Here is a 17439-nt window from a genome sequence, read left to right as displayed (position 1 = left end):
TGATATGCAATCAAGAATAGAATTTCAAGAAGAAGGAAACCGCATGCCCCGCCGTTCGATCCTCTCCGCCGCCGAGCGCGAAAGCCTGCTGGCGTTGCCGGACACCAAGGATGAGTTGATCCGTCACTACACGTTCAGCGAAAGCGACCTCTCCATCATCCGGCAGCGGCGCGGCCCGGCCAATCGGCTGGGCTTCGCGGTGCAGCTCTGCTACCTGCGCTTTCCCGGCGTCATCCTTGGCGCTGATGAGCCACCGTTCCCGCCATTGCTGAGACTGGTCGCCAACCAGCTCAAGGTCGGCATCGAAAGCTGGGACGAGTACGGGCAGCGTGAGCAGACCCGACGCGAGCACCTGGTCGAGCTGCAAACGGTGTTCGGCTTCCAGCCGTTCACGATTGGCCACTACCGGCAGGCTGTCCAGTTGCTGACCGAGCTGGCCATGCAAACCGACAAGGGCATCGTGCTGGCCAGAGCCTTGATCGAGCACCTGCGGCGGCAGTCGGTCATTGTGCCCGCCCTCAACGCCGTCGAGCGGGCGAGCGCCGAAGCGATTACCCGCGCCAACCGGCGTCTCTACGACGCCTTGGCTGAGCCGCTGACGGACGTGCATCGCCGTCGCCTCGACGATCTGCTCAAGCGCCGCGACAACGGCAAGACGACGTGGCTGGCCTGGCTGCGGCAATCCCCGGTCAAACCGAACTCGCGGCACATGCTGGAACACATCGAACGCCTCAAGGCGTGGCAGGCGCTCGACCTGCCCTCCGGCATCGAGCGGCTGGTTCACCAGAACCGGCTGCTCAAGATCGCCCGCGAGGGCGGCCAGATGACGCCCGCCGACCTGGCGAAGTTCGAGCCGCAGCGGCGTTACGCGACCCTGGTGGCGCTCGCCATCGAGGGCATGGCCACCGTCACCGACGAAATCATCGACCTGCATGACCGCATCCTGGGCAAGCTGTTCAATGCCGCCAAGAACAAGCATCAGCAGCAGTTCCAGGCATCCGGCAAGGCGATCAATGCCAAGGTGCGGCTGTTCGGGCGCATCGGCCAGGCGCTGATCGAGGCCAAGCAAGCGGGCCGCGATCCGTTCGCCGCCATCGAGGCCGTCATGTCCTGGGATGCTTTCGCCGAGAGCGTCACCGAAGCGCAGCGGCTCGCGCAACCCGAGGACTTCGATTTCCTGCACCGCATCGGCGAGAGCTACGCCACGCTGCGCCGCTACGCGCCGGAATTTCTCGACGTGCTCAAGTTGCGGGCCGCGCCCGCCGCCAAGGACGTACTCGACGCCATCGAGGTGCTGCGCAGCATGAACAGCGACAACGCCCGCAAGGTGCCCACCGACGCGCCGACCGAGTTCATCAAGCCGCGCTGGCAGAAGCTGGTGATGACCGACACCGGCATCGACCGGCGCTACTACGAACTGTGCGCGCTGTCGGAGCTGAAGAACGCGCTGCGCTCCGGCGACATCTGGGTGCAAGGCTCGCGCCAGTTCAAGGACTTCGAGGACTACCTGGTGCCGCCCGCGAAATTCGCCAGCCTCAAGCAGGCCAGCGAATTGCCGCTGGCCGTGGCCACCGATTGCGACCAGTACCTGCATGACCGGCTGACGCTGCTGGAAACGCAGCTCGCCACCGTCAACCGCATGGCGCTGGCCAACGAGCTGCCGGACGCCATCATCACGGAGTCGGGCCTGAAGATCACGCCGCTCGATGCGGCGGTGCCCGATACCGCACAGGCCCTGATCGACCAGACGGCGATGATCCTACCGCACGTCAAGATCACCGAATTGCTGCTGGAGGTAGACGAATGGACGGGCTTCACCCGGCACTTCGCCCACCTGAAGTCAGGCGACCTGGCCAAGGACAAAAACCTGTTGCTGACCACGATCCTCGCCGACGCGATCAACCTGGGCCTGACCAAGATGGCGGAATCGTGCCCCGGCACGACCTACGCCAAGCTGGCCTGGCTGCAAGCCTGGCACATCCGCGACGAAACCTACGGGGCGGCACTGGCCGAGCTGGTCAACGCGCAGTTCCGACATCCCTTCGCCGAGCATTGGGGCGACGGCACCACGTCATCGTCGGACGGCCAGAACTTCCGCACCGGCAGCAAGGCCGAGAGCACCGGCCACATCAATCCGAAATACGGCAGCAGCCCAGGGCGGACGTTCTACACCCATATCTCCGACCAGTACGCGCCGTTCCACACCAAGGTCGTGAACGTCGGCGTGCGCGACTCGACCTACGTGCTCGACGGCCTGCTGTATCACGAATCCGACCTGCGGATCGAGGAGCACTACACCGACACGGCAGGGTTCACGGACCACGTCTTCGCGTTGATGCACCTGCTGGGCTTCCGCTTCGCCCCGCGCATTCGTGACCTGGGCGACACCAAGCTCTACATCCCGAAGGGCGATGCCACCTACGAGGCGTTGAAACCGATGATCGGCGGCACGCTCAACATCAAGCACGTCCGCGCCCATTGGGATGAAATCCTGCGGATGGCCACCTCGATCAAGCAGGGCACGGCGACGGCCTCGCTGATGCTCAGGAAGCTTGGCAGCTACCCGCGCCAGAACGGCCTGGCCGTCGCCCTGCGTGAGCTGGGACGCATCGAGCGCACACTGTTCATCCTGGACTGGCTGCAAAGCGTCGAGCTGCGCCGCCGCGTGCATGCCGGGCTGAACAAAGGCGAGGCGCGCAACGCGCTGGCCCGCGCCGTGTTCTTCAACCGCCTGGGGGAAATCCGCGACCGCAGCTTCGAGCAGCAGCGCTACCGGGCCAGCGGCCTCAACCTGGTGACGGCGGCCATCGTGCTATGGAACACGGTCTATCTGGAGCGGGCCGCGAACGCCTTGCGTGGCCACGGTCAAGCCGTCGATGACGGCCTGTTGCAGTACCTGTCGCCGCTCGGCTGGGAGCACATCAACCTGACCGGCGATTACCTCTGGCGCAGCAGCGCCAAGATCGGCGCGGGCAAGTTCAGGCCGCTACGGCCGCTGCAACCGGCTTAGCGTGCTTTATTTAATGAGATGGTCACTCCCTCCTTCCCAGTACTATGCTGAGGACAGGCTTTCATTCGGAGAACCATCATGGAAAACATTGCGCTTATTGGTATCGATCTGGGTAAGAACTCTTTCCATATTCATTGTCAGGATCATCGTGGGAAGGCCGTTTACCGTAAAAAATTCACCCGACCAAAGCTAATCGAATTTCTGGCGACATGCCCGGCAACAACCATCGCGATGGAAGCCTGTGGCGGTTCTCACTTTATGGCACGCAAGCTGGCAGAGTTAGGGCATTTTCCAAAGCTGATATCACCGCAATTTGTCCGCCCATTCGTTAAAAGCAACAAAAATGACTTCGTTGATGCTGAAGCTATCTGTGAAGCAGCATCACGTCCATCTATGCGTTTCGTGCAGCCCAGAACCGAATCTCAGCAGGCAATGCGAGCTCTGCATCGTGTCCGTGAATCCCTGGTTCAGGATAAGGTGAAAACAACTAATCAGATGCATGCTTTTCTGCTGGAATTTGGTATCAGCGTTCCGCGAGGTGCTGCCGTTATTAGTCGACTGAGTACCCTTCTTGAGGACAGTAGTTTGCCTCTTTATCTCAGCCAGTTACTGCTGAAATTACAACAGCATTATCACTATCTTGTTGAGCAGATTAAAGATCTGGAATCTCAGTTGAAACGAAAGTTGGACGAAGATGAGGTTGGACAGCGCTTGCTGAGTATTCCCTGCGTTGGAACGCTGACTGCCAGTACTATTTCAACTGAGATTGGCGACGGGAAGCAGTACGCCAGCAGCCGTGACTTTGCGGCGGCAACAGGGCTGGTACCCCGACAGTACAGCACGGGAGGTCGGACGACATTGTTAGGGATTAGCAAGCGGGGCAACAAAAAGATCCGAACTTTGTTGGTTCAGTGTGCCAGGGTATTCATACAAAAACTGGAACACCAGTCTGGCAAGTTGGCCGACTGGGTCAGGGAGTTGTTGTGTCGGAAAAGCAACTTTGTCGTCACCTGTGCTCTGGCAAACAAGCTGGCCAGAATAGCCTGGGCACTGACGGCGCGACAGCAAACTTACGAAGCATAAAGGCAGAAATACACCAGTTTAAACAATCATTCATCTGGTTTTGCGAATACTGATATTGATGATACTAACGGCCCACCGGCCTGTTGAGGAACCTGTAAAACGGAAAGGCTCATTGAAGCCGTATATTTTCTGGAGGTTCATCAGGCGCGGAACTCATCGAGGCGCGGGAATAAAATCCCATTCAGACGCCGGATAGATTCAAGCAAGCCAACTTGTCGTCAAAATCGGTGTTGCAAAAACGGGAGTGACCATAGATTCCGTTTTCTGAGACGACCCCATAAATACCGGCTTTGACATGCCGGGGAAGTCCTTATAGTACAATAATTTTCGATATCCAAACTGACCCCTATGATACTCGAAAGGCGGCCTAGGATACATATCCGCTTCAAAGCTGCGAGTACAAAACAAGGCACATCTATTACTGATGTGATAAAGGACTTGGTCGATAATTGGCTGAAAGAAAATGACAGCCAAAAGACTCAAATGAGTAAAAACACATTAACTCAAAAACACACCTATCCTTACCGAGAACACTGATCTGGTGCATAAACTTTTTATGTGCCAGATCGGTGTTGGCCAAGCAAAGCGCGGCAGCGTGTTTAGACTTACAGTAAATGGCGTTTATGGTTCATCTGTTGGTGCAAAATACGCGCAATCAGAATATCCGTATCACGAACCGTATAAAAAATGGCATGTCGCTGAAATTCAATGCGCATTACACCAGGAACGGCATGGTAGTCACGTCCCATATCTGGCATTCCGGCCAGTGTCTCGAAAAATGCCTCAAGTGCGTCGGTATAATGGTCTGCCTGAGCTTCACCAAATTTCAAGAGCGTATAATCATAAATCCCGGCGAAGTCGTCTGCTGCCCGTTCAGTGAGTTTATACACGATGTCTCAGTTTTCTTTGTGCTGCAATATCCCGCAGTGATAGCGAGCTTTCACCGCTTTCCAGCCCAGCAATAACAGCCTGACGAATAACTTCATCGTTTGTTTCCTGTTGCTCCAGCAATCGCAGCGCAGAACGCATAACTTCACTCGCAGAGCCGTAACGGCCACTGTCTATTAATCGACTAATAAACGAATCGAGTTGTTCGCCAATCGTAACGCTTGTTGTTCTGGCCATAACGCCCCCTGTGTTAACTATCAACACAATGATAGGAATACTTGCTCCTGGTGTCAACGAATACACCCAAACGGATTTCGCCCCCTTCCTGCCAGACTGGTTTTTTAGCTTACTTTTAGCGATGAAGTAGGTAAGGGCGAAAAGCGCCTTTTCGCTGCATTGCGTCTCGTTGACTCCATGCCTCCGGCTAAGGCCGGAGGTGCTACTTAAAGTCTTTTGGGGAGCATAGCGACCATGCCGAACCGGCGCGGCCATCTGGCCGCTGCAAGGGCGGTCATTATCGGTTTTCCCCGTTATCCACAGAACTTATCCAGCGAATAAGTAGATCTTTAATGAAGTTAAGTAGGTCGAAGACCTGATTGTTTTGCAGCTAACTATTGGTTGATTGCAGATAGTCCCATTTACCTATTTGCAGGTAAGTGTGCATAAAAGATATAACGCCGGTGTTGATTGGGGTTTTGACCAAATATCGGTGAGGTTATCGTGATAATGGTGACTAAAAAACGAGCTGTTTTAGCAGATGGACAACGAACATCCTCCGCAGGGAATCGGATTAGTAAAAAGAGGGCGGGTTAGTGAGGCGGGGCTGTGCCTGGCTGCTCCATATTTACCAGTTCAAGCTGGTAAAGCTGAGTCCAGACCATTTTTTCAAACTGCTGAGGGGTTAGATGGTGTATATCACCCTTCATATCACGGAAAATACGCTCGGCCACCTGACGCTTTCGCTCATCGAACGGTAATTCGGCCAGCTTACGCCGTTGTTTGCCCTCAATAGCGCGTGTACGGCGGCTGAGTATCGTCTGATGGCGGCAACGTTCATACCAGCGCTTACGGGCTTCTTTTACTGTCATAGCCTCACCGGGTTGTAGAATGCCGTCCTCAATAGCGCGTAGGCGTTCTTCTTGCTCGGCTCGTAGCTTGTCCATATCCACACCGGTAAGACGCCAGCCTTCTTCTGTAATGATTATATGCTTAGGAAAACGGCACCCGTTCACATAATCCCACTCAGTTTCAGGCGCAAGGACTATGCCAAACCTCGCCAATTCGTCTATCAGACGCGACACCCTGGATACCGTCACGGCAGTTTCAGGGATGATCTGGCCATCTTCATTCCGTGGACTGAGTTCTTCAGCCAGCTTAGTGATGTTGATAGTGACAATACCGGTAGCAAGATCGGCTTTGTTGACGAAAAGCACAAACAATGCATCGAGCAAACGCCGGCGTACTTCACGGAAAGCTCTTTTTCTGTCCGCGACAGGTCGCAAAAAAGTGAAGATTGGATCGGCAGAAACACGACGACGAATAACCCAGGCACCAGAGGTTTTGTCCTGGCTCATAAGGTTACGTAAGGCTCGACCATGCTGTTTACTGAGAGGTTTATAATGCGCCGGACGCACGTAGAGCGGTAACGGACATTTACAGGCTGTAGAATGTTCGCCACGATGACGCTTGTCTGGGTTTTGTTGGGTAGAATTTATCTGGTTATTCACACCCGCCAGCACTTATGGCGGTGTGGGGGGGTTGTGTTAGGTTACGCATTTGCTATAATCCTTTTCAGGCGCCGCGCCTGCTTTCGACCCCCTGAATATCCTTCGTTCCGCCAAGTTCGAGTTGGGATTTCAGGGGGTTTTTGCATTCAGGGTGTGGCTTTTGCCCCTATCACCCTTTCCCTAGACGCTATTACCGGGAACGTCCCACCCGTATGAATACTTGTAAACGCAGGTAAATTACCACGTAGTGAAGCAACGATCAATTCCCCCACCAAAAGATCCCGCAAAGAACATATCTAATTTACCTAATCAATTCATAGAGATATTGAGTCTAAACATTATTAATATTGTGAATATCAACAGGTGTTTTCTCTTGTCTATGTAGATTCAGAGTGAACGCATTTCTTTGTTAATTCAGTGAAAATTCCGCTTCCTCGCTTTGAGTGTTCAGTGCTCGCCTATGGCTGCGCTCCGCCTCAATCAAAGGCTGCGGCGAGCTGTGCTGGCTAGTCTTTCAAGCACTCGTTTAGTTGTTTTAATAATTTTCTGGCTTCTTCATTCTGTTTACGTAATTTTTTATTTTCCTCCAAAGTATAGTATTGAAGGTTTTCTTCTGGGTTAACCCTATTACGATGCACCTCAAGCATATTCTTAGCCATATCGTCATCCACTGTATAAAAATAATACTCAGGATAATCCAGCAGTCTTGCGATTTTAACTACCAAGCTAAAAGGGGGTTCCGTCCTTCCGACTTCGTAACTCGACAACCTCGATCTTGAGTTTTTACCATCTATATCAATAAGTTGAGATAATTTTTCTTGCGATATCCCCGCAGCCTCTCGCGCTTCTCGCAATCTTTTCGGCACCATGTTCACCCCCTTTTTGGGAGTCTAATCTTACAAGGCGCATTCGATATCAATGTCCACAATACGAATCATGGTTGATTTTGTATCATAAAGTAATGTAATCTCTAAGACTCTTTAGATTGACACACCAAAACAACTGAATATAATAACATTACTGTATTTATATACAGTTGTTTTATCATGTTTATGAGTACGCTCGTTCTAGTTTCCGCCAAGCTAGCACGGCGGAAAATGGGGGCTTGTGCCCACAAGGATGGGAACATGAACTTATGGTATGTGCTGTACTGCAAGGCTCAGGATGTTGGTAAAATCACTAAAAGAGTCAATGGATTAGGGGTTAGTGTTTTTTGCCCTCGCTATGTAAGAGTCTCTCACCGAACCGACTGCAATTCGGTTCGGATCGAGGAAAAAGTGTTGTTCCCTAATTATTTGTTCCTCTCTTTTGATATCAATAAAATCCACACCTCAACAATTTCGTCTATCCCTGGGGCTGTCGGCTTCATTCGCTTCGGTTCCGATGCCTGCACCGTTCCCCAGAAAGTGATATCAGCGATTGAATGCGCTCGGCTGATTGCGTTGAACAATGACGATCAAGCTATTGAGTGCCGTAATATCTCGTCCACTTTGCTGCTAAAAATTCAGGAAATCTCGCTTATCAAGTCGATAGAACAACGGCAGGTTGCTTTTTCACACCTGCTGCAATCGTCTAACCCTTAAACCCGACCTCATTTTTTATACATACCAGCACTGCGGGCGATACCCTGCGGTGTCTTTTTAATAGGAGTAACCATCCCCATGCCGAAAAAGAAGTTGGGCGAGCCAACGAGTACGTCGGTGATTTATATCGGACAACAGCGTTACCAACTGTTAGCAAAACATGCTCGTGAAATCAGTTATTTATCCAACACCAATATCAAGACAACAACATTCCTTCACTACCTGATTGATGAATTCACCAAAAAAGGCCATGCCTCACTGCTTAACCAGTTGCAGAAGGCTCCCCCCGCTGAAGAGGAATAAACCATCTAATAGGAGGAGAAATGATTTCATCCGCCGTGCTTCTGACTCTGGCCATGCAATGCGCCCCAACCATTCACCCGGATACATCGCATGATGTAGCTAGGGTCGAATCTGGCTTGAATCCCTTTGCTATCGGGGTTGTCGGCCAGAAAAAAGGGCTTTTCCCCAGCAACATAAATGACGCTCTTGATCATATCGACCAGCTCAAGGCGAAAGGTAAAAATTACTCAGTTGGTCTGATGCAAATCAACCAGGCTAATTTTTCCCGTTACGGTGTCACTGCAAAACAACTGTTTAATCCCTGCACCAACCTGACCGTCTTCGAAAAAATCATCACTGACTGCTACCTCCGGGGCGGCACCCTGAAAAGGGCGCTGAGTTGCTATTACTCCGGCAACTTTGATACCGGCCAGAAGCCCGAAGCCGCATTTTCCAAAACCAGCTATGTACAGCGGATGGGTTACAAACCCGCGCAAAAATATGTCGTGCCTTCCAGCAAGGCCGATCAAGAAAAGCAAAACGCCACACCAGGCAATGCAGCACCCACGCCGCAGATACGTTACCCCAAAGGTATTGTACGCGGCGATCTCATCACCTCCGACGCGCAGGCGTCACCTAACCCGGCTACATCCGTTTCTTTCCCGTCACAGGTTGTGCGGGGGGAATTTGTAGTCATTACATCTAAATAAGGAAATATCATGAAATTTTTACGCTCTATCAAAAACGCTCCTGCTCACCTTGTTGCTATCGCGGCGTCTGCTGCCCTGTCCTCACCAGCATTCGCGGACGGGTTCGCTAAAGCTGAAACATTGCTGGAAAAAATCTCGTCTGGCCTCACCGGTCTGGCCATCGTCACCATTACCATCGCCGTTATCTGGGTGGGCTACAAAGTGTTATGGGACGGCAAAAGCCTTCACGACTGTAAAGGGATCATCATTGGCGGCATTCTTATTGCCAGCGGTGCAGAAATCGGCGCTCTGTTGATGAGCTAAGGAGCGGACATGGTCACGCTTAATAAAGCTCTGACGCGCCCCGCTATGCTGTTTGGCATTCCGATGGTGCCGTTAGTTATCGTCAGCGGGGCAATTATCCTGCTGGCGATATACCTCACTAAACTTTTGTTGCTGTTCCTGCCGGTAAGCTGGTTTGTCATGAACCAGATGGCTCGGAAGGATGCCCATATTTTCGGATTAGCCTTTTTAAGACTGAAAACGCGGGGCAATAAGACGTGCAACACCCACTACGGTGCAACGGCGTTCCTGGCGAACGACTACGACGCCGTAGACATCACGGAGTTCATCAACACTATGCGACTTAACGAACGGGTCACGCTCACCAAGCACATTCCGTATTCGTCGCACATTCATGAAAACGTCATTAAAACCCGAGGTAGCGATCTGATCGCAACGTGGGAAATTGGCGGAACGGCGTTTGAATGTGATACGGAAGAAAATCTCGACATTCTGTCTGGTCAGTTTAATAACCTGATCAAGTCCTTTGAGGGGCGACCGGTGACGTTTTACGTTCACAATATCCGTGAAACGTACCACGATCACTTTGACGGGAAGTCGGGTAACGATTTTGCCGATACGGTCAGTGAACGGTACTACTCGACGATTGAAAACCATCCTTTCCGCCATAATCGCCTGTTCTTCACCGCCTGCTATATGCCCTTTGTCGGGCTGGATAAGGTAGAGCGCAAACGCATGTCCGACGGACAGAAGCAACACGCGTTAGACAGTGCATTAAAAGAGATGTTGGAGATCGGCCAGACGGTCGGCACGTCCCTGTCACGTTTCACCGCGAACCAACTCGGGGCGTATGAAGAAAATGGCCGCGTATTTTCGTCGCAACTGTCTTTCTATCGGCGGCTGTTAAGCGGCGTCTGGCAGAAAACAGCCGTTACGCGCACGCCATTTTATGAAACGCTCGGCACAACCGACCTGTTTTTCACCGGCGATGCTGGGCAAAGCAATAACGTGAACGGAAAGACCTTCTTCCGTGGGCTGGAAGTGAAAGACTACGCACCGGAATCCTTCACCGGGATAATGAACGTGTTGCTGTATGCCCCGTGTGACTATGTGATCACCCAGTCTTTTACCTGTATGGCGAAAGATGAAGCGCAAAAGCACATAAAGCAGACGGCCAAGCGTTTACGCAGCACGGAAGATGATGCCATTTCGCAGCAGGAAGACTTATTTGTTGCCCTGGACATGTTGCAGGCCGGACACATTGCCTTTGGTAAATATCATTTCTCCCTGATGGTATCGGCACCCGGCACGGAACGGTTGATTAAAGACACAAATAGCCTGATCAACGCCTTCACCGATTTGGGCATCACCCCGACGCTCTCCACGTTGTCGCTGCCTGCCGCCTACCTGGCACAAATGCCGGGTGTATACACGCTAAGGCCGCGACTTGTCCCCATCAGCAGCCAGAATTTTGCAGAACTGGCGTCATTCCATAACTTCTATACGGGGAAACGGGATAAAAACCCCTGGGGTGAAGCGCTTTGCGTTCTCAAAACCCCGTCGGGCGGCGCGTACTACATGAATTTGCATAATTCCCTGCTCAACAAGGACGATTTCAACGAGAAAAACTTAGGGAACGCCAGCGTTATCGGCACCGCAGGGTCGGGTAAAACGATGCTGATGACGTTCATTCAAAACATGATGCAGAAATACCGGCAACCCGAAAGTTTTTCGCCGCAGGCTAAAACGCAGCGTCTTACTACCGTTTATTTTGATAAAGACAGGGGGGCGGAACTCAACATAAGGGCGCTGGGCGGGCAGTATTATAAGGTGAAAAGCGGTGAACCTACCGGCTGGAATCCCTTCCGCCTTCCCCCAACTAAGCGCAATCTGAACTTCATCAAAAAGCTGATGCGCATACTCTGTACCCGCAACGGACAAACCTTGTTCCCGCGCGACGAGCTACGTCTTAGCCAGGCGGTGGATGCGGTCATGAAGGAGTTACCGGCTGAACACCGTGGGTTTGGTATTACGCGACTGCTGGAGAACCTCACCGAGCCGCCAACGAAGGAAGCGCAGGAAAACGGGTTACGCGTCAGGCTGTCACAGTGGGCGCAGGGTGGCGAATACGGCTGGGTTTTCGATAATGACCTGGACACGTTTGATATTGGCGAATGCGATAACTTCGGCATCGATGGCACGGAGTTTTTGGACGATGCCGACGTGTGTGCGCCGATTTCGTTTTACCTGCTGTATCGCGTCACAAGCTTGCTCGACGGGCGACGCCTGGTGATCTTCATGGATGAATTCTGGAAATGGCTCAACGACCCGGTCTTTTCTGACTTCGCCTTTAACGTGCTAAAAGTTATCCGCAAGCTGAATGGCCTGTTTATTCCTGGCACGCAGTCACCGGCGGAAATACTGACCAATCCGATAGCCCCTGCCGTGGTGGAGCAGTGCGGTACGCAATTCTTTACGGCGAACCCGAAGGCCGACCGTAAAGACTACGTTGACGGCCTGAAAGTCGCCCCGGAAATATTCGATATCATTAAGAATCTCGATCCGCTGTCACGGCAGTTCGTGATAGTGAAAAGTCCCCTTAAAAAAGGTGACTTACGCAACTTTGCGGCACTCGTCACCCTTGATCTGTCCGGGCTGGGGACTTACACGAAAGTGTTAAGCAGCAGCGCTGACAACCTCGAAATCTTTGACTCTGTGTTTCAGGACGGCATGAAGCCGGACGACTGGCTGGAACGCTACCTGCAACTCGCTCTCTGAAAGGAAATAACATGAAACTGAAAATACTGACCGCCGCCTGTCTGGCGGGGGCTTTACTCTGTCCGTCGTTAGCAGGTGCCACCGGTATTCCTGTGGTGGACGCCATGAGCAACCTCGAACAAGTGAACGAATGGGCGCAGCACCTGGAGCAATGGCAAGGCACCGTGCAGCACTATCAATCTCAGCTCAACGCCTACAAATCGCAACTGGCGACCGCGACCGGCGTCCGCAACGTGCAGGACTTTTTGAGCCAGGCTAAGGGATTGTCGAGCGACCTTAAAAACCTGCAAAAAAACGGCATTTCACTTAATGACCTGCTGACGAACTCCGGCGGGTCATACAGCAGTGCGCTAAACAGCCTGTACAGTAAGTACAAGATGTTTGACACCTGTGATGCTACGCAGACCCAAAGCTATGCTGATACCTGTAAGCAAATCGTCATTAATCGGGCGGTGGCCGTCGAAGATACTACGGCGGTTCAGGAGAAGATCAACAGCACGGTGAGCGACATTGCCACCCTCGCCAGTCGTGTAGAAATGTCGCAAGACGCTAAAGAGTCACAGGATTTGGCGAACACCATAACGTCAAAAAGTGTACAGTTAAACGCACTGACCACTCAGTGGGAAATGAGCGTGAAGCAGTCGGAACTACGTGATCAAATGCTGACATCGCAGCGACAAAAAGCCCACCGACAGCAACAACTGAGTGCGCCGGTAGCTGATTTAAACAACTTATGACAAGGGTTTTTCATATGACGATTAATAGCCGCACTATTTTATCTTCCCTGCTTGTTTTAAGCCTTTTTGCTTTAGGTGGTTGTGAAGAGAAAAAAACTGAAGAGTGGTATATGGCCCATCATGATGAATTACTAAAAGACTATGCCGATTGTTTGAAAACCAAAACATTCAGCAGTGAGCGATGCATTCCTGTGGTGAATGCCAAAAAGAGATCTATCAATGAACCTGACATTGCAGCAGGAATACAAAAAATTCAAATGGAGTACATGCAAAGTAAAATAACCCCGGAGAACAACAAATCATGAGTAGCGAAGGCATTTTCACAGGAATGGATGCCGCGGTAATGAATGGTTTGAATAGTGTTATACAGGGGCAGATGTCCCTGTATTCAACAATGATGGCAGGGTTAGTTACCGGCTCTGCCACTCTGTACATTCTTTGGCGTGGTTATCAGACATTAGCGGGTAAGTTGCATACCCCGGTAGAGGACGTAGCGTGGGATTTGGCGCGGATGGGGATCATTCTGGCATTTGTCACTAATGCTGATGGTTATCTGGACGCATCTGTTGCCGCCATTAATGGATTAAAAGACGGACTAAGTGGAAGTGAAAATGTTTGGGTTTTATTAGATACCCTCTGGGGTAAAGCACAAATATTAGGGGAGAAACTTTTTAACCTCGATGATTCCACTTACGTGCAACTCAATGGCGGTATTGCTGAGCTATTGGTATGGGGGGGTACAATAGTGACTTTGGTCATTGCCACTATTGTGAATATGGGGGCGGAAATAATGTTGTTATTAATGACAACAACGGCACCCATATTCATTTTCTGCCTTATCTACGGTTTTCTGCGCCCGATGTTCAATAACTGGCTTCAGGTAATCTTCACCGCGATCCTGACACTCATGTTCTCAGCTTTATCTTTACGGATCGCGATTCAATATTTAAGTAGTGTACTGGATAAAGCAAGTAGCGGGGCTGATGTAAACAACATCGTGACGCTAGCGGCACAAAGCTGTCTCGCCGGTATCGGTGCCGGGTTCGTTGTCTGGTTATCGGCAAAAATCGCCGGTTCTCTGGCAGGGGCTAGCGTACAGGGCGTAGTACAGGGCGCGGCTAAAATGGGGCTAATGGCAGGCGGCGGTGCCGCGAAAAAAGCCGCGAGCACCGTAGGAAAGCCCGTGGGGAATACTTTAGGCAGTATTGGCGAGAAAGCAGCCAGCAACCTCAAAGGCTCATCGGGCAGCAATGCCAAGGCATCGGCAAAGGCCGCAGTGGAGAAAATGAAAGCCCAAAACTAGCAGATATTCCGCCCCACCTGTTCCCATCGCAAGACTCATTACTTTTTAACCCTTTCAGGAACCTAAACCATGAAACACCTCATCATATTTATGATGTTGTGCACCCTTGCGGGCTGCGCACAGCAAAGCCATTTCCCGCCTGATGTTTCCGGCGACCTCCAACCCGTTAATTCCGCTTCCGTTATGCAGGAGGTGAATAATGTCTGAATTACAAAAAACGCTGAATACCTCACAGTCGTTTGAAAAAGTGATGCTGACGCGCGACGTCCGGGCGAAAAAACTCGCCTTTGCTATCGCCGCCGTCGCCACGGTATTTGCTTTGCTCTGCGTGGTGGCCGTCATTGTCATGCTGCCGCTTAAACACACGGAGGTCGAGCTTTACACCGTAGACAGCCACAGCGGGCGGGCGGAATACGTCACGCGCGTGAAAGAAAAAGACATAGCTACCGAGGAAGCGATGGCGAAAACCTTCGCCGCCAATTACGCCACGCTCCGGGAGGGATACAACTATTTCGCCCTGCAAAACAATTACGACACGGTGCAGCTCTTTAACAGCGGCCAGGTCAACGCGGACTATCTTGCCTGGTTCGCCGGGCAGGATGCACCCGACAAGGTGTATCAGAACGCGGCGAACGTGGTGGAAACTGAGGTCATTTCCAACATCATCAGCCAGGCTACCGCGCCCGATATGCTGGCAACCCTTCGACTGAAAAGAACCATCCGCCACGTGGTTGACGGCGCGACGCGCGTCGAATTCTGGAACGTTCGTCTGACATACCACTACGTACCACACAAGGCGCTGACTGACGCGCAGCGTGAGAGTAATCCGCTGGGCTTCATCGTCACCAGTTACCAGCGTGACAAAGAACTGAGGAAAGAATAATGCGTAATCTATTCGTCATTCTCACTTTGATGCTCTGCACATCGGCGTGGGGAGCCGCAACCCCGCAGGGTAGCCGGTACGACAGCCGTATGCAGCAGGTGGCGTACAACGTGCAAAACAGCACGGTGATCAACACCCGCGCCGGTTACGTCACCACATTAGTTTTTTCCGATGATGAGGCGGTGATCAGTACCGAAGTCGGCTTCATTAAAGGATGGGCGGTAACAAAGGAGGCGAACCGCGTCTATATTCGCCCCGCCCCCATCACGCAGCCGGTGACGGATGCGGACGGTTCAACCGTCCAGCAGGCATTTTTACCCGAGTCGAAAGACTGGAAAACCAACCTGTTTGTCACCACGTCGGCACACTTCTACAGCCTGGAACTTAACGTGCTCGATGAAGGCGCACCGGCAAGCAGTCTGGCGTTTGTTGTGACCTGGAATTATCCCGATGCCAGCCGTAAGGCCAGCATGGAAGCCATGAAGGCGCGGCAAAAGGAGCTGACGGAGGCGCAGGAAAAAAGCCGCATCGCCAAAGCGTTTAATGCCGCCACTACGCCGCGAAACTGGAACTATGCGCAGCGTGTGAAGCAGGGCAGTGAAATGGCTATGCCGGACTTTGCCTATGACGATGGCCGCTTCACTTACCTGGGCTTTTCACCGCTGAAAAAGATCCCCAGCCCCTTCCTGCTCGTCAACGACAAAGAACAAACGACCATCCCGTCGTTCACCCAGCAGGGCAACTATCGCGTGATGGTCGTTCACTCGCTGGCTCCAAAGCTGGTCTTACGCTACGGCGACGCCGTGGTGGGCATTGTTAATCAGGGATTTGGTCTGGCAACGGTCAGCAACGGCAGCACCGTTTCACCGGCGGTTAAACTGGAGGAAAAACCATGACGGATACGCAAAACCCAACGCCTCTCGATGGGAGCGAAAGCCCCGTATCCGAGAGAAAAAAAACGGTGGCCGAGCTGGAAGTTGAAGCACGCGAACGGGCGCAGGCACAGCGTAAAGAGTCTGCATCGGTGGAGGACGTTAAACCCGACCAACCCGAGGTAAACAGCCTCAAAAAACGCGGTAAAAATCGTCTTATGACGCTGGGAATACTGCTTTTGGCGGCGCTTATCGTATTAGCCTGGATGGGTGACTGGGCTTATAACCATTTCATGAGCGCCCCAGCCCCAAAGGCTGAACAGGCAAAAATGGCACAGGATGATGTCAGTTACGGACGGAAACGTCAGGGCATGGGAATGGCTGAAAACCCGCTGGGGTTGCAGGACACCGCGTCAACCGATACCACAACAAACCTTCCTCGCCCCGCCGCTCCGGCAGTTTCATTTAACAAGTCGATGGCTCTGGCGGCGATGTCCAGCACGCAAAGCAGCGGCCAAACCGCCACGGTTTCGCGCACGGCTGAACGCAGTACCACAGAGCACAGCGTATCTCCCGCGACCGCGCAGCCTTATACACCCTGCACGGTGACGCTGGTCATGGATGCCAGCGGAAAGCTGGCCTGTCCTGTCGGGGCGGAGGCATCACCTGGTGTGGCACCGGCAGTTTCCACCGTCACTGGCGTACAACGTATGCGGCTTGACCCGGATTTGTATATTCCGGTCGATACCTATATTCCCTGTACGCTTCAAACCCGCTTTGTGTCCGACGTTGCCGGGCGTATTTCCTGCCTGATATCTGAGGACGTTTACAGCGAAAGCACCCATGTACGGCTGATACCCGCAGGCACCCGCGCCCGTGGCGTCTACAAGACCGGCACGCTCAATCACGGCCAGGCGAGGATGTTCGTGATGTGGACGGAACTCAGAACCCCGGACAGGTTAAAAATTCCGATGGTTGATTCTCAGGTCGTAGGCCAGCTCGGTGAGGCCGGTATTGATGGCTGGATCGACACGCATTTCTGGGAGCGTTTCGGCAACGCCATGATGCTCAGTACCGTGCAGGACGTCGCCGCAGCGGCGGCAAGTTCCGCCCCGTCGAAAGACCGCAATACCGATTACACGGAAAATTCACGTGCTGCCGCCGCTGAAATGGCAAAAACGGCGCTGGATAACAGCATCAATATCCCGCCAACCATCTACAAAAATCAGGGCGATATCATCGGCATCATGACCGGTTCAGACATCGATTTTTCAGGCGTTTACAGCCTGAAACTCAAATAA

Annotated in this window: 18 protein-coding genes; 14 read left to right on the top strand and 4 right to left on the bottom strand. The window is 52.5% G+C overall.

The features are described 5' to 3' along the window. The first annotated feature begins 43 nt into the window (after nucleotides 1-43). The 3 genes from ACZRKO_RS22180 to ACZRKO_RS22170 all read left to right on the top strand — a co-directional run bounded on the left by ACZRKO_RS22180 (nucleotide 44) and on the right by ACZRKO_RS22170 (nucleotide 4630). Complete coding sequence (locus ACZRKO_RS22180; RefSeq protein WP_003100881.1) at nucleotides 44-3010, top strand: Tn3-like element ISPa38 family transposase; 2967 nt, start codon at nucleotides 44-46, stop codon at nucleotides 3008-3010. 78 nt (nucleotides 3011-3088) lie between these two features. Then, nucleotides 3089-4093 (top strand): IS110-like element IS5075 family transposase, encoded by a 1005-nt coding sequence (locus tag ACZRKO_RS22175; protein ID WP_000427614.1) that lies wholly within the window; start codon nucleotides 3089-3091, stop codon nucleotides 4091-4093. A 348-nt stretch (nucleotides 4094-4441) separates the two neighbouring features. Beyond that, nucleotides 4442-4630 carry a plasmid partition protein ParG gene (locus ACZRKO_RS22170; RefSeq protein WP_064759408.1) on the top strand — a complete coding sequence of 63 codons (189 nt, stop codon included), beginning with the start codon at nucleotides 4442-4444 and terminating at the stop codon, nucleotides 4628-4630. Between the two features lie 68 nt (nucleotides 4631-4698). Here ACZRKO_RS22170 and ACZRKO_RS22165 read toward each other — a convergent pair whose 3' ends face one another. From ACZRKO_RS22165 to ACZRKO_RS22150, 4 genes are all read right to left on the bottom strand, one after another. Next, nucleotides 4699-4983 carry a type II toxin-antitoxin system RelE/ParE family toxin gene (locus ACZRKO_RS22165; protein ID WP_040118335.1) on the bottom strand — a complete coding sequence of 95 codons (285 nt, stop codon included), beginning with the start codon at nucleotides 4981-4983 and terminating at the stop codon, nucleotides 4699-4701. Further along, nucleotides 4976-5218: a type II toxin-antitoxin system ParD family antitoxin gene (locus ACZRKO_RS22160; RefSeq protein WP_000124732.1), complete on the bottom strand. Its 243-nt coding sequence runs from the start codon at nucleotides 5216-5218 to the stop codon at nucleotides 4976-4978. The genes ACZRKO_RS22165 and ACZRKO_RS22160 overlap by 8 nt, the downstream gene beginning before the upstream one ends. Nucleotides 5219-5790: 572 nt before the next feature. Next, nucleotides 5791-6708, bottom strand: a complete 918-nt coding sequence (repA, locus tag ACZRKO_RS22155; RefSeq protein ID WP_064645521.1) for a plasmid replication initiator RepA — start codon at nucleotides 6706-6708, stop codon at nucleotides 5791-5793. 506 nt (nucleotides 6709-7214) lie between these two features. Then, nucleotides 7215-7577 (bottom strand): helix-turn-helix domain-containing protein, encoded by a 363-nt coding sequence (locus tag ACZRKO_RS22150; RefSeq protein ID WP_008815933.1) that lies wholly within the window; start codon nucleotides 7575-7577, stop codon nucleotides 7215-7217. Between the two features lie 258 nt (nucleotides 7578-7835). Between ACZRKO_RS22150 and ACZRKO_RS22145 the strand changes: the two genes are divergently transcribed. From ACZRKO_RS22145 to virB10, 11 genes are all read left to right on the top strand, one after another. After that, nucleotides 7836-8291 carry a transcription termination/antitermination NusG family protein gene (locus tag ACZRKO_RS22145; RefSeq protein WP_016361119.1) on the top strand — a complete coding sequence of 152 codons (456 nt, stop codon included), beginning with the start codon at nucleotides 7836-7838 and terminating at the stop codon, nucleotides 8289-8291. A 78-nt stretch (nucleotides 8292-8369) separates the two neighbouring features. Next, nucleotides 8370-8594, top strand: coding sequence for a hypothetical protein (locus ACZRKO_RS22140; protein WP_008815931.1), 225 nt, complete (start codon nucleotides 8370-8372; stop codon nucleotides 8592-8594). Between the two features lie 20 nt (nucleotides 8595-8614). Further along, a complete protein-coding gene (locus ACZRKO_RS22135) occupies nucleotides 8615-9283 on the top strand; it encodes a lytic transglycosylase domain-containing protein (RefSeq protein ID WP_145483701.1) in 669 nt (222 codons plus the stop codon). Nucleotides 9284-9292: 9 nt separating this feature from the next. Beyond that, nucleotides 9293-9586: a TrbC/VirB2 family protein gene (locus ACZRKO_RS22130; protein ID WP_145483699.1), complete on the top strand. Its 294-nt coding sequence runs from the start codon at nucleotides 9293-9295 to the stop codon at nucleotides 9584-9586. A 9-nt stretch (nucleotides 9587-9595) separates the two neighbouring features. Next, entirely contained in the window at nucleotides 9596-12343 is a 2748-nt protein-coding gene (locus ACZRKO_RS22125) for a VirB4 family type IV secretion/conjugal transfer ATPase (RefSeq protein WP_145483697.1), read from the top strand. Between the two features lie 11 nt (nucleotides 12344-12354). Next, nucleotides 12355-13080 (top strand): TrbJ/VirB5 family protein, encoded by a 726-nt coding sequence (locus ACZRKO_RS22120; RefSeq protein WP_145483694.1) that lies wholly within the window; start codon nucleotides 12355-12357, stop codon nucleotides 13078-13080. Between the two features lie 14 nt (nucleotides 13081-13094). Continuing rightward, nucleotides 13095-13385 carry an EexN family lipoprotein gene (locus ACZRKO_RS22115; protein WP_145483692.1) on the top strand — a complete coding sequence of 97 codons (291 nt, stop codon included), beginning with the start codon at nucleotides 13095-13097 and terminating at the stop codon, nucleotides 13383-13385. Then, a complete protein-coding gene (locus ACZRKO_RS22110; protein WP_145483690.1) occupies nucleotides 13382-14383 on the top strand; it encodes a TrbL/VirB6 family protein in 1002 nt (333 codons plus the stop codon). The genes ACZRKO_RS22115 and ACZRKO_RS22110 overlap by 4 nt, the downstream gene beginning before the upstream one ends. A 199-nt stretch (nucleotides 14384-14582) precedes the next feature. Next, nucleotides 14583-15266, top strand: coding sequence for a VirB8 family type IV secretion system protein (locus ACZRKO_RS22105; RefSeq protein ID WP_145483687.1), 684 nt, complete (start codon nucleotides 14583-14585; stop codon nucleotides 15264-15266). After that, nucleotides 15266-16162: a P-type conjugative transfer protein VirB9 gene (gene virB9 / locus ACZRKO_RS22100; protein ID WP_186366859.1), complete on the top strand. Its 897-nt coding sequence runs from the start codon at nucleotides 15266-15268 to the stop codon at nucleotides 16160-16162. The genes ACZRKO_RS22105 and virB9 overlap by 1 nt, the downstream gene beginning before the upstream one ends. After that, complete coding sequence (gene virB10, locus ACZRKO_RS22095; RefSeq protein ID WP_145483682.1) at nucleotides 16159-17439, top strand: VirB10/TraB/TrbI family type IV secretion system protein; 1281 nt, start codon at nucleotides 16159-16161, stop codon at nucleotides 17437-17439. Before virB9 ends, virB10 begins: the two co-directional genes overlap by 4 nt.

The sequence above is a fragment of the Ewingella sp. C233 genome (assembly GCF_055407225.1).
Note: the sequence above shows the minus strand (reverse complement) of the source record. Positions and strands in the feature narration are given on the sequence as shown.

Excerpts from the sequence above, each read along its gene's own strand:
- ACZRKO_RS22120 (WP_145483694.1), top strand. The coding sequence starts at position 12,355 with ATGAAACTGAAAATACTGACCGCCGCCTGTCTGGCGGGGGCTTTACTC.
- ACZRKO_RS22175 (WP_000427614.1), top strand. The coding sequence starts at position 3,089 with ATGGAAAACATTGCGCTTATTGGTATCGATCTGGGTAAGAACTCTTTC.
- virB10 (WP_145483682.1), top strand. The coding sequence starts at position 16,159 with ATGACGGATACGCAAAACCCAACGCCTCTCGATGGGAGCGAAAGCCCC.
- ACZRKO_RS22160 (WP_000124732.1), bottom strand. The coding sequence starts at position 5,218 with ATGGCCAGAACAACAAGCGTTACGATTGGCGAACAACTCGATTCGTTT.
- virB9 (WP_186366859.1), top strand. The coding sequence starts at position 15,266 with ATGCGTAATCTATTCGTCATTCTCACTTTGATGCTCTGCACATCGGCG.
- ACZRKO_RS22115 (WP_145483692.1), top strand. The coding sequence starts at position 13,095 with ATGACGATTAATAGCCGCACTATTTTATCTTCCCTGCTTGTTTTAAGC.
- ACZRKO_RS22130 (WP_145483699.1), top strand. The coding sequence starts at position 9,293 with ATGAAATTTTTACGCTCTATCAAAAACGCTCCTGCTCACCTTGTTGCT.
- ACZRKO_RS22110 (WP_145483690.1), top strand. The coding sequence starts at position 13,382 with ATGAGTAGCGAAGGCATTTTCACAGGAATGGATGCCGCGGTAATGAAT.
- ACZRKO_RS22140 (WP_008815931.1), top strand. The coding sequence starts at position 8,370 with ATGCCGAAAAAGAAGTTGGGCGAGCCAACGAGTACGTCGGTGATTTAT.
- ACZRKO_RS22145 (WP_016361119.1), top strand. The coding sequence starts at position 7,836 with ATGAACTTATGGTATGTGCTGTACTGCAAGGCTCAGGATGTTGGTAAA.
- ACZRKO_RS22180 (WP_003100881.1), top strand. The coding sequence starts at position 44 with ATGCCCCGCCGTTCGATCCTCTCCGCCGCCGAGCGCGAAAGCCTGCTG.
- ACZRKO_RS22125 (WP_145483697.1), top strand. The coding sequence starts at position 9,596 with ATGGTCACGCTTAATAAAGCTCTGACGCGCCCCGCTATGCTGTTTGGC.
- ACZRKO_RS22150 (WP_008815933.1), bottom strand. The coding sequence starts at position 7,577 with ATGGTGCCGAAAAGATTGCGAGAAGCGCGAGAGGCTGCGGGGATATCG.
- ACZRKO_RS22170 (WP_064759408.1), top strand. The coding sequence starts at position 4,442 with ATGATACTCGAAAGGCGGCCTAGGATACATATCCGCTTCAAAGCTGCG.
- ACZRKO_RS22105 (WP_145483687.1), top strand. The coding sequence starts at position 14,583 with ATGTCTGAATTACAAAAAACGCTGAATACCTCACAGTCGTTTGAAAAA.
- ACZRKO_RS22135 (WP_145483701.1), top strand. The coding sequence starts at position 8,615 with ATGATTTCATCCGCCGTGCTTCTGACTCTGGCCATGCAATGCGCCCCA.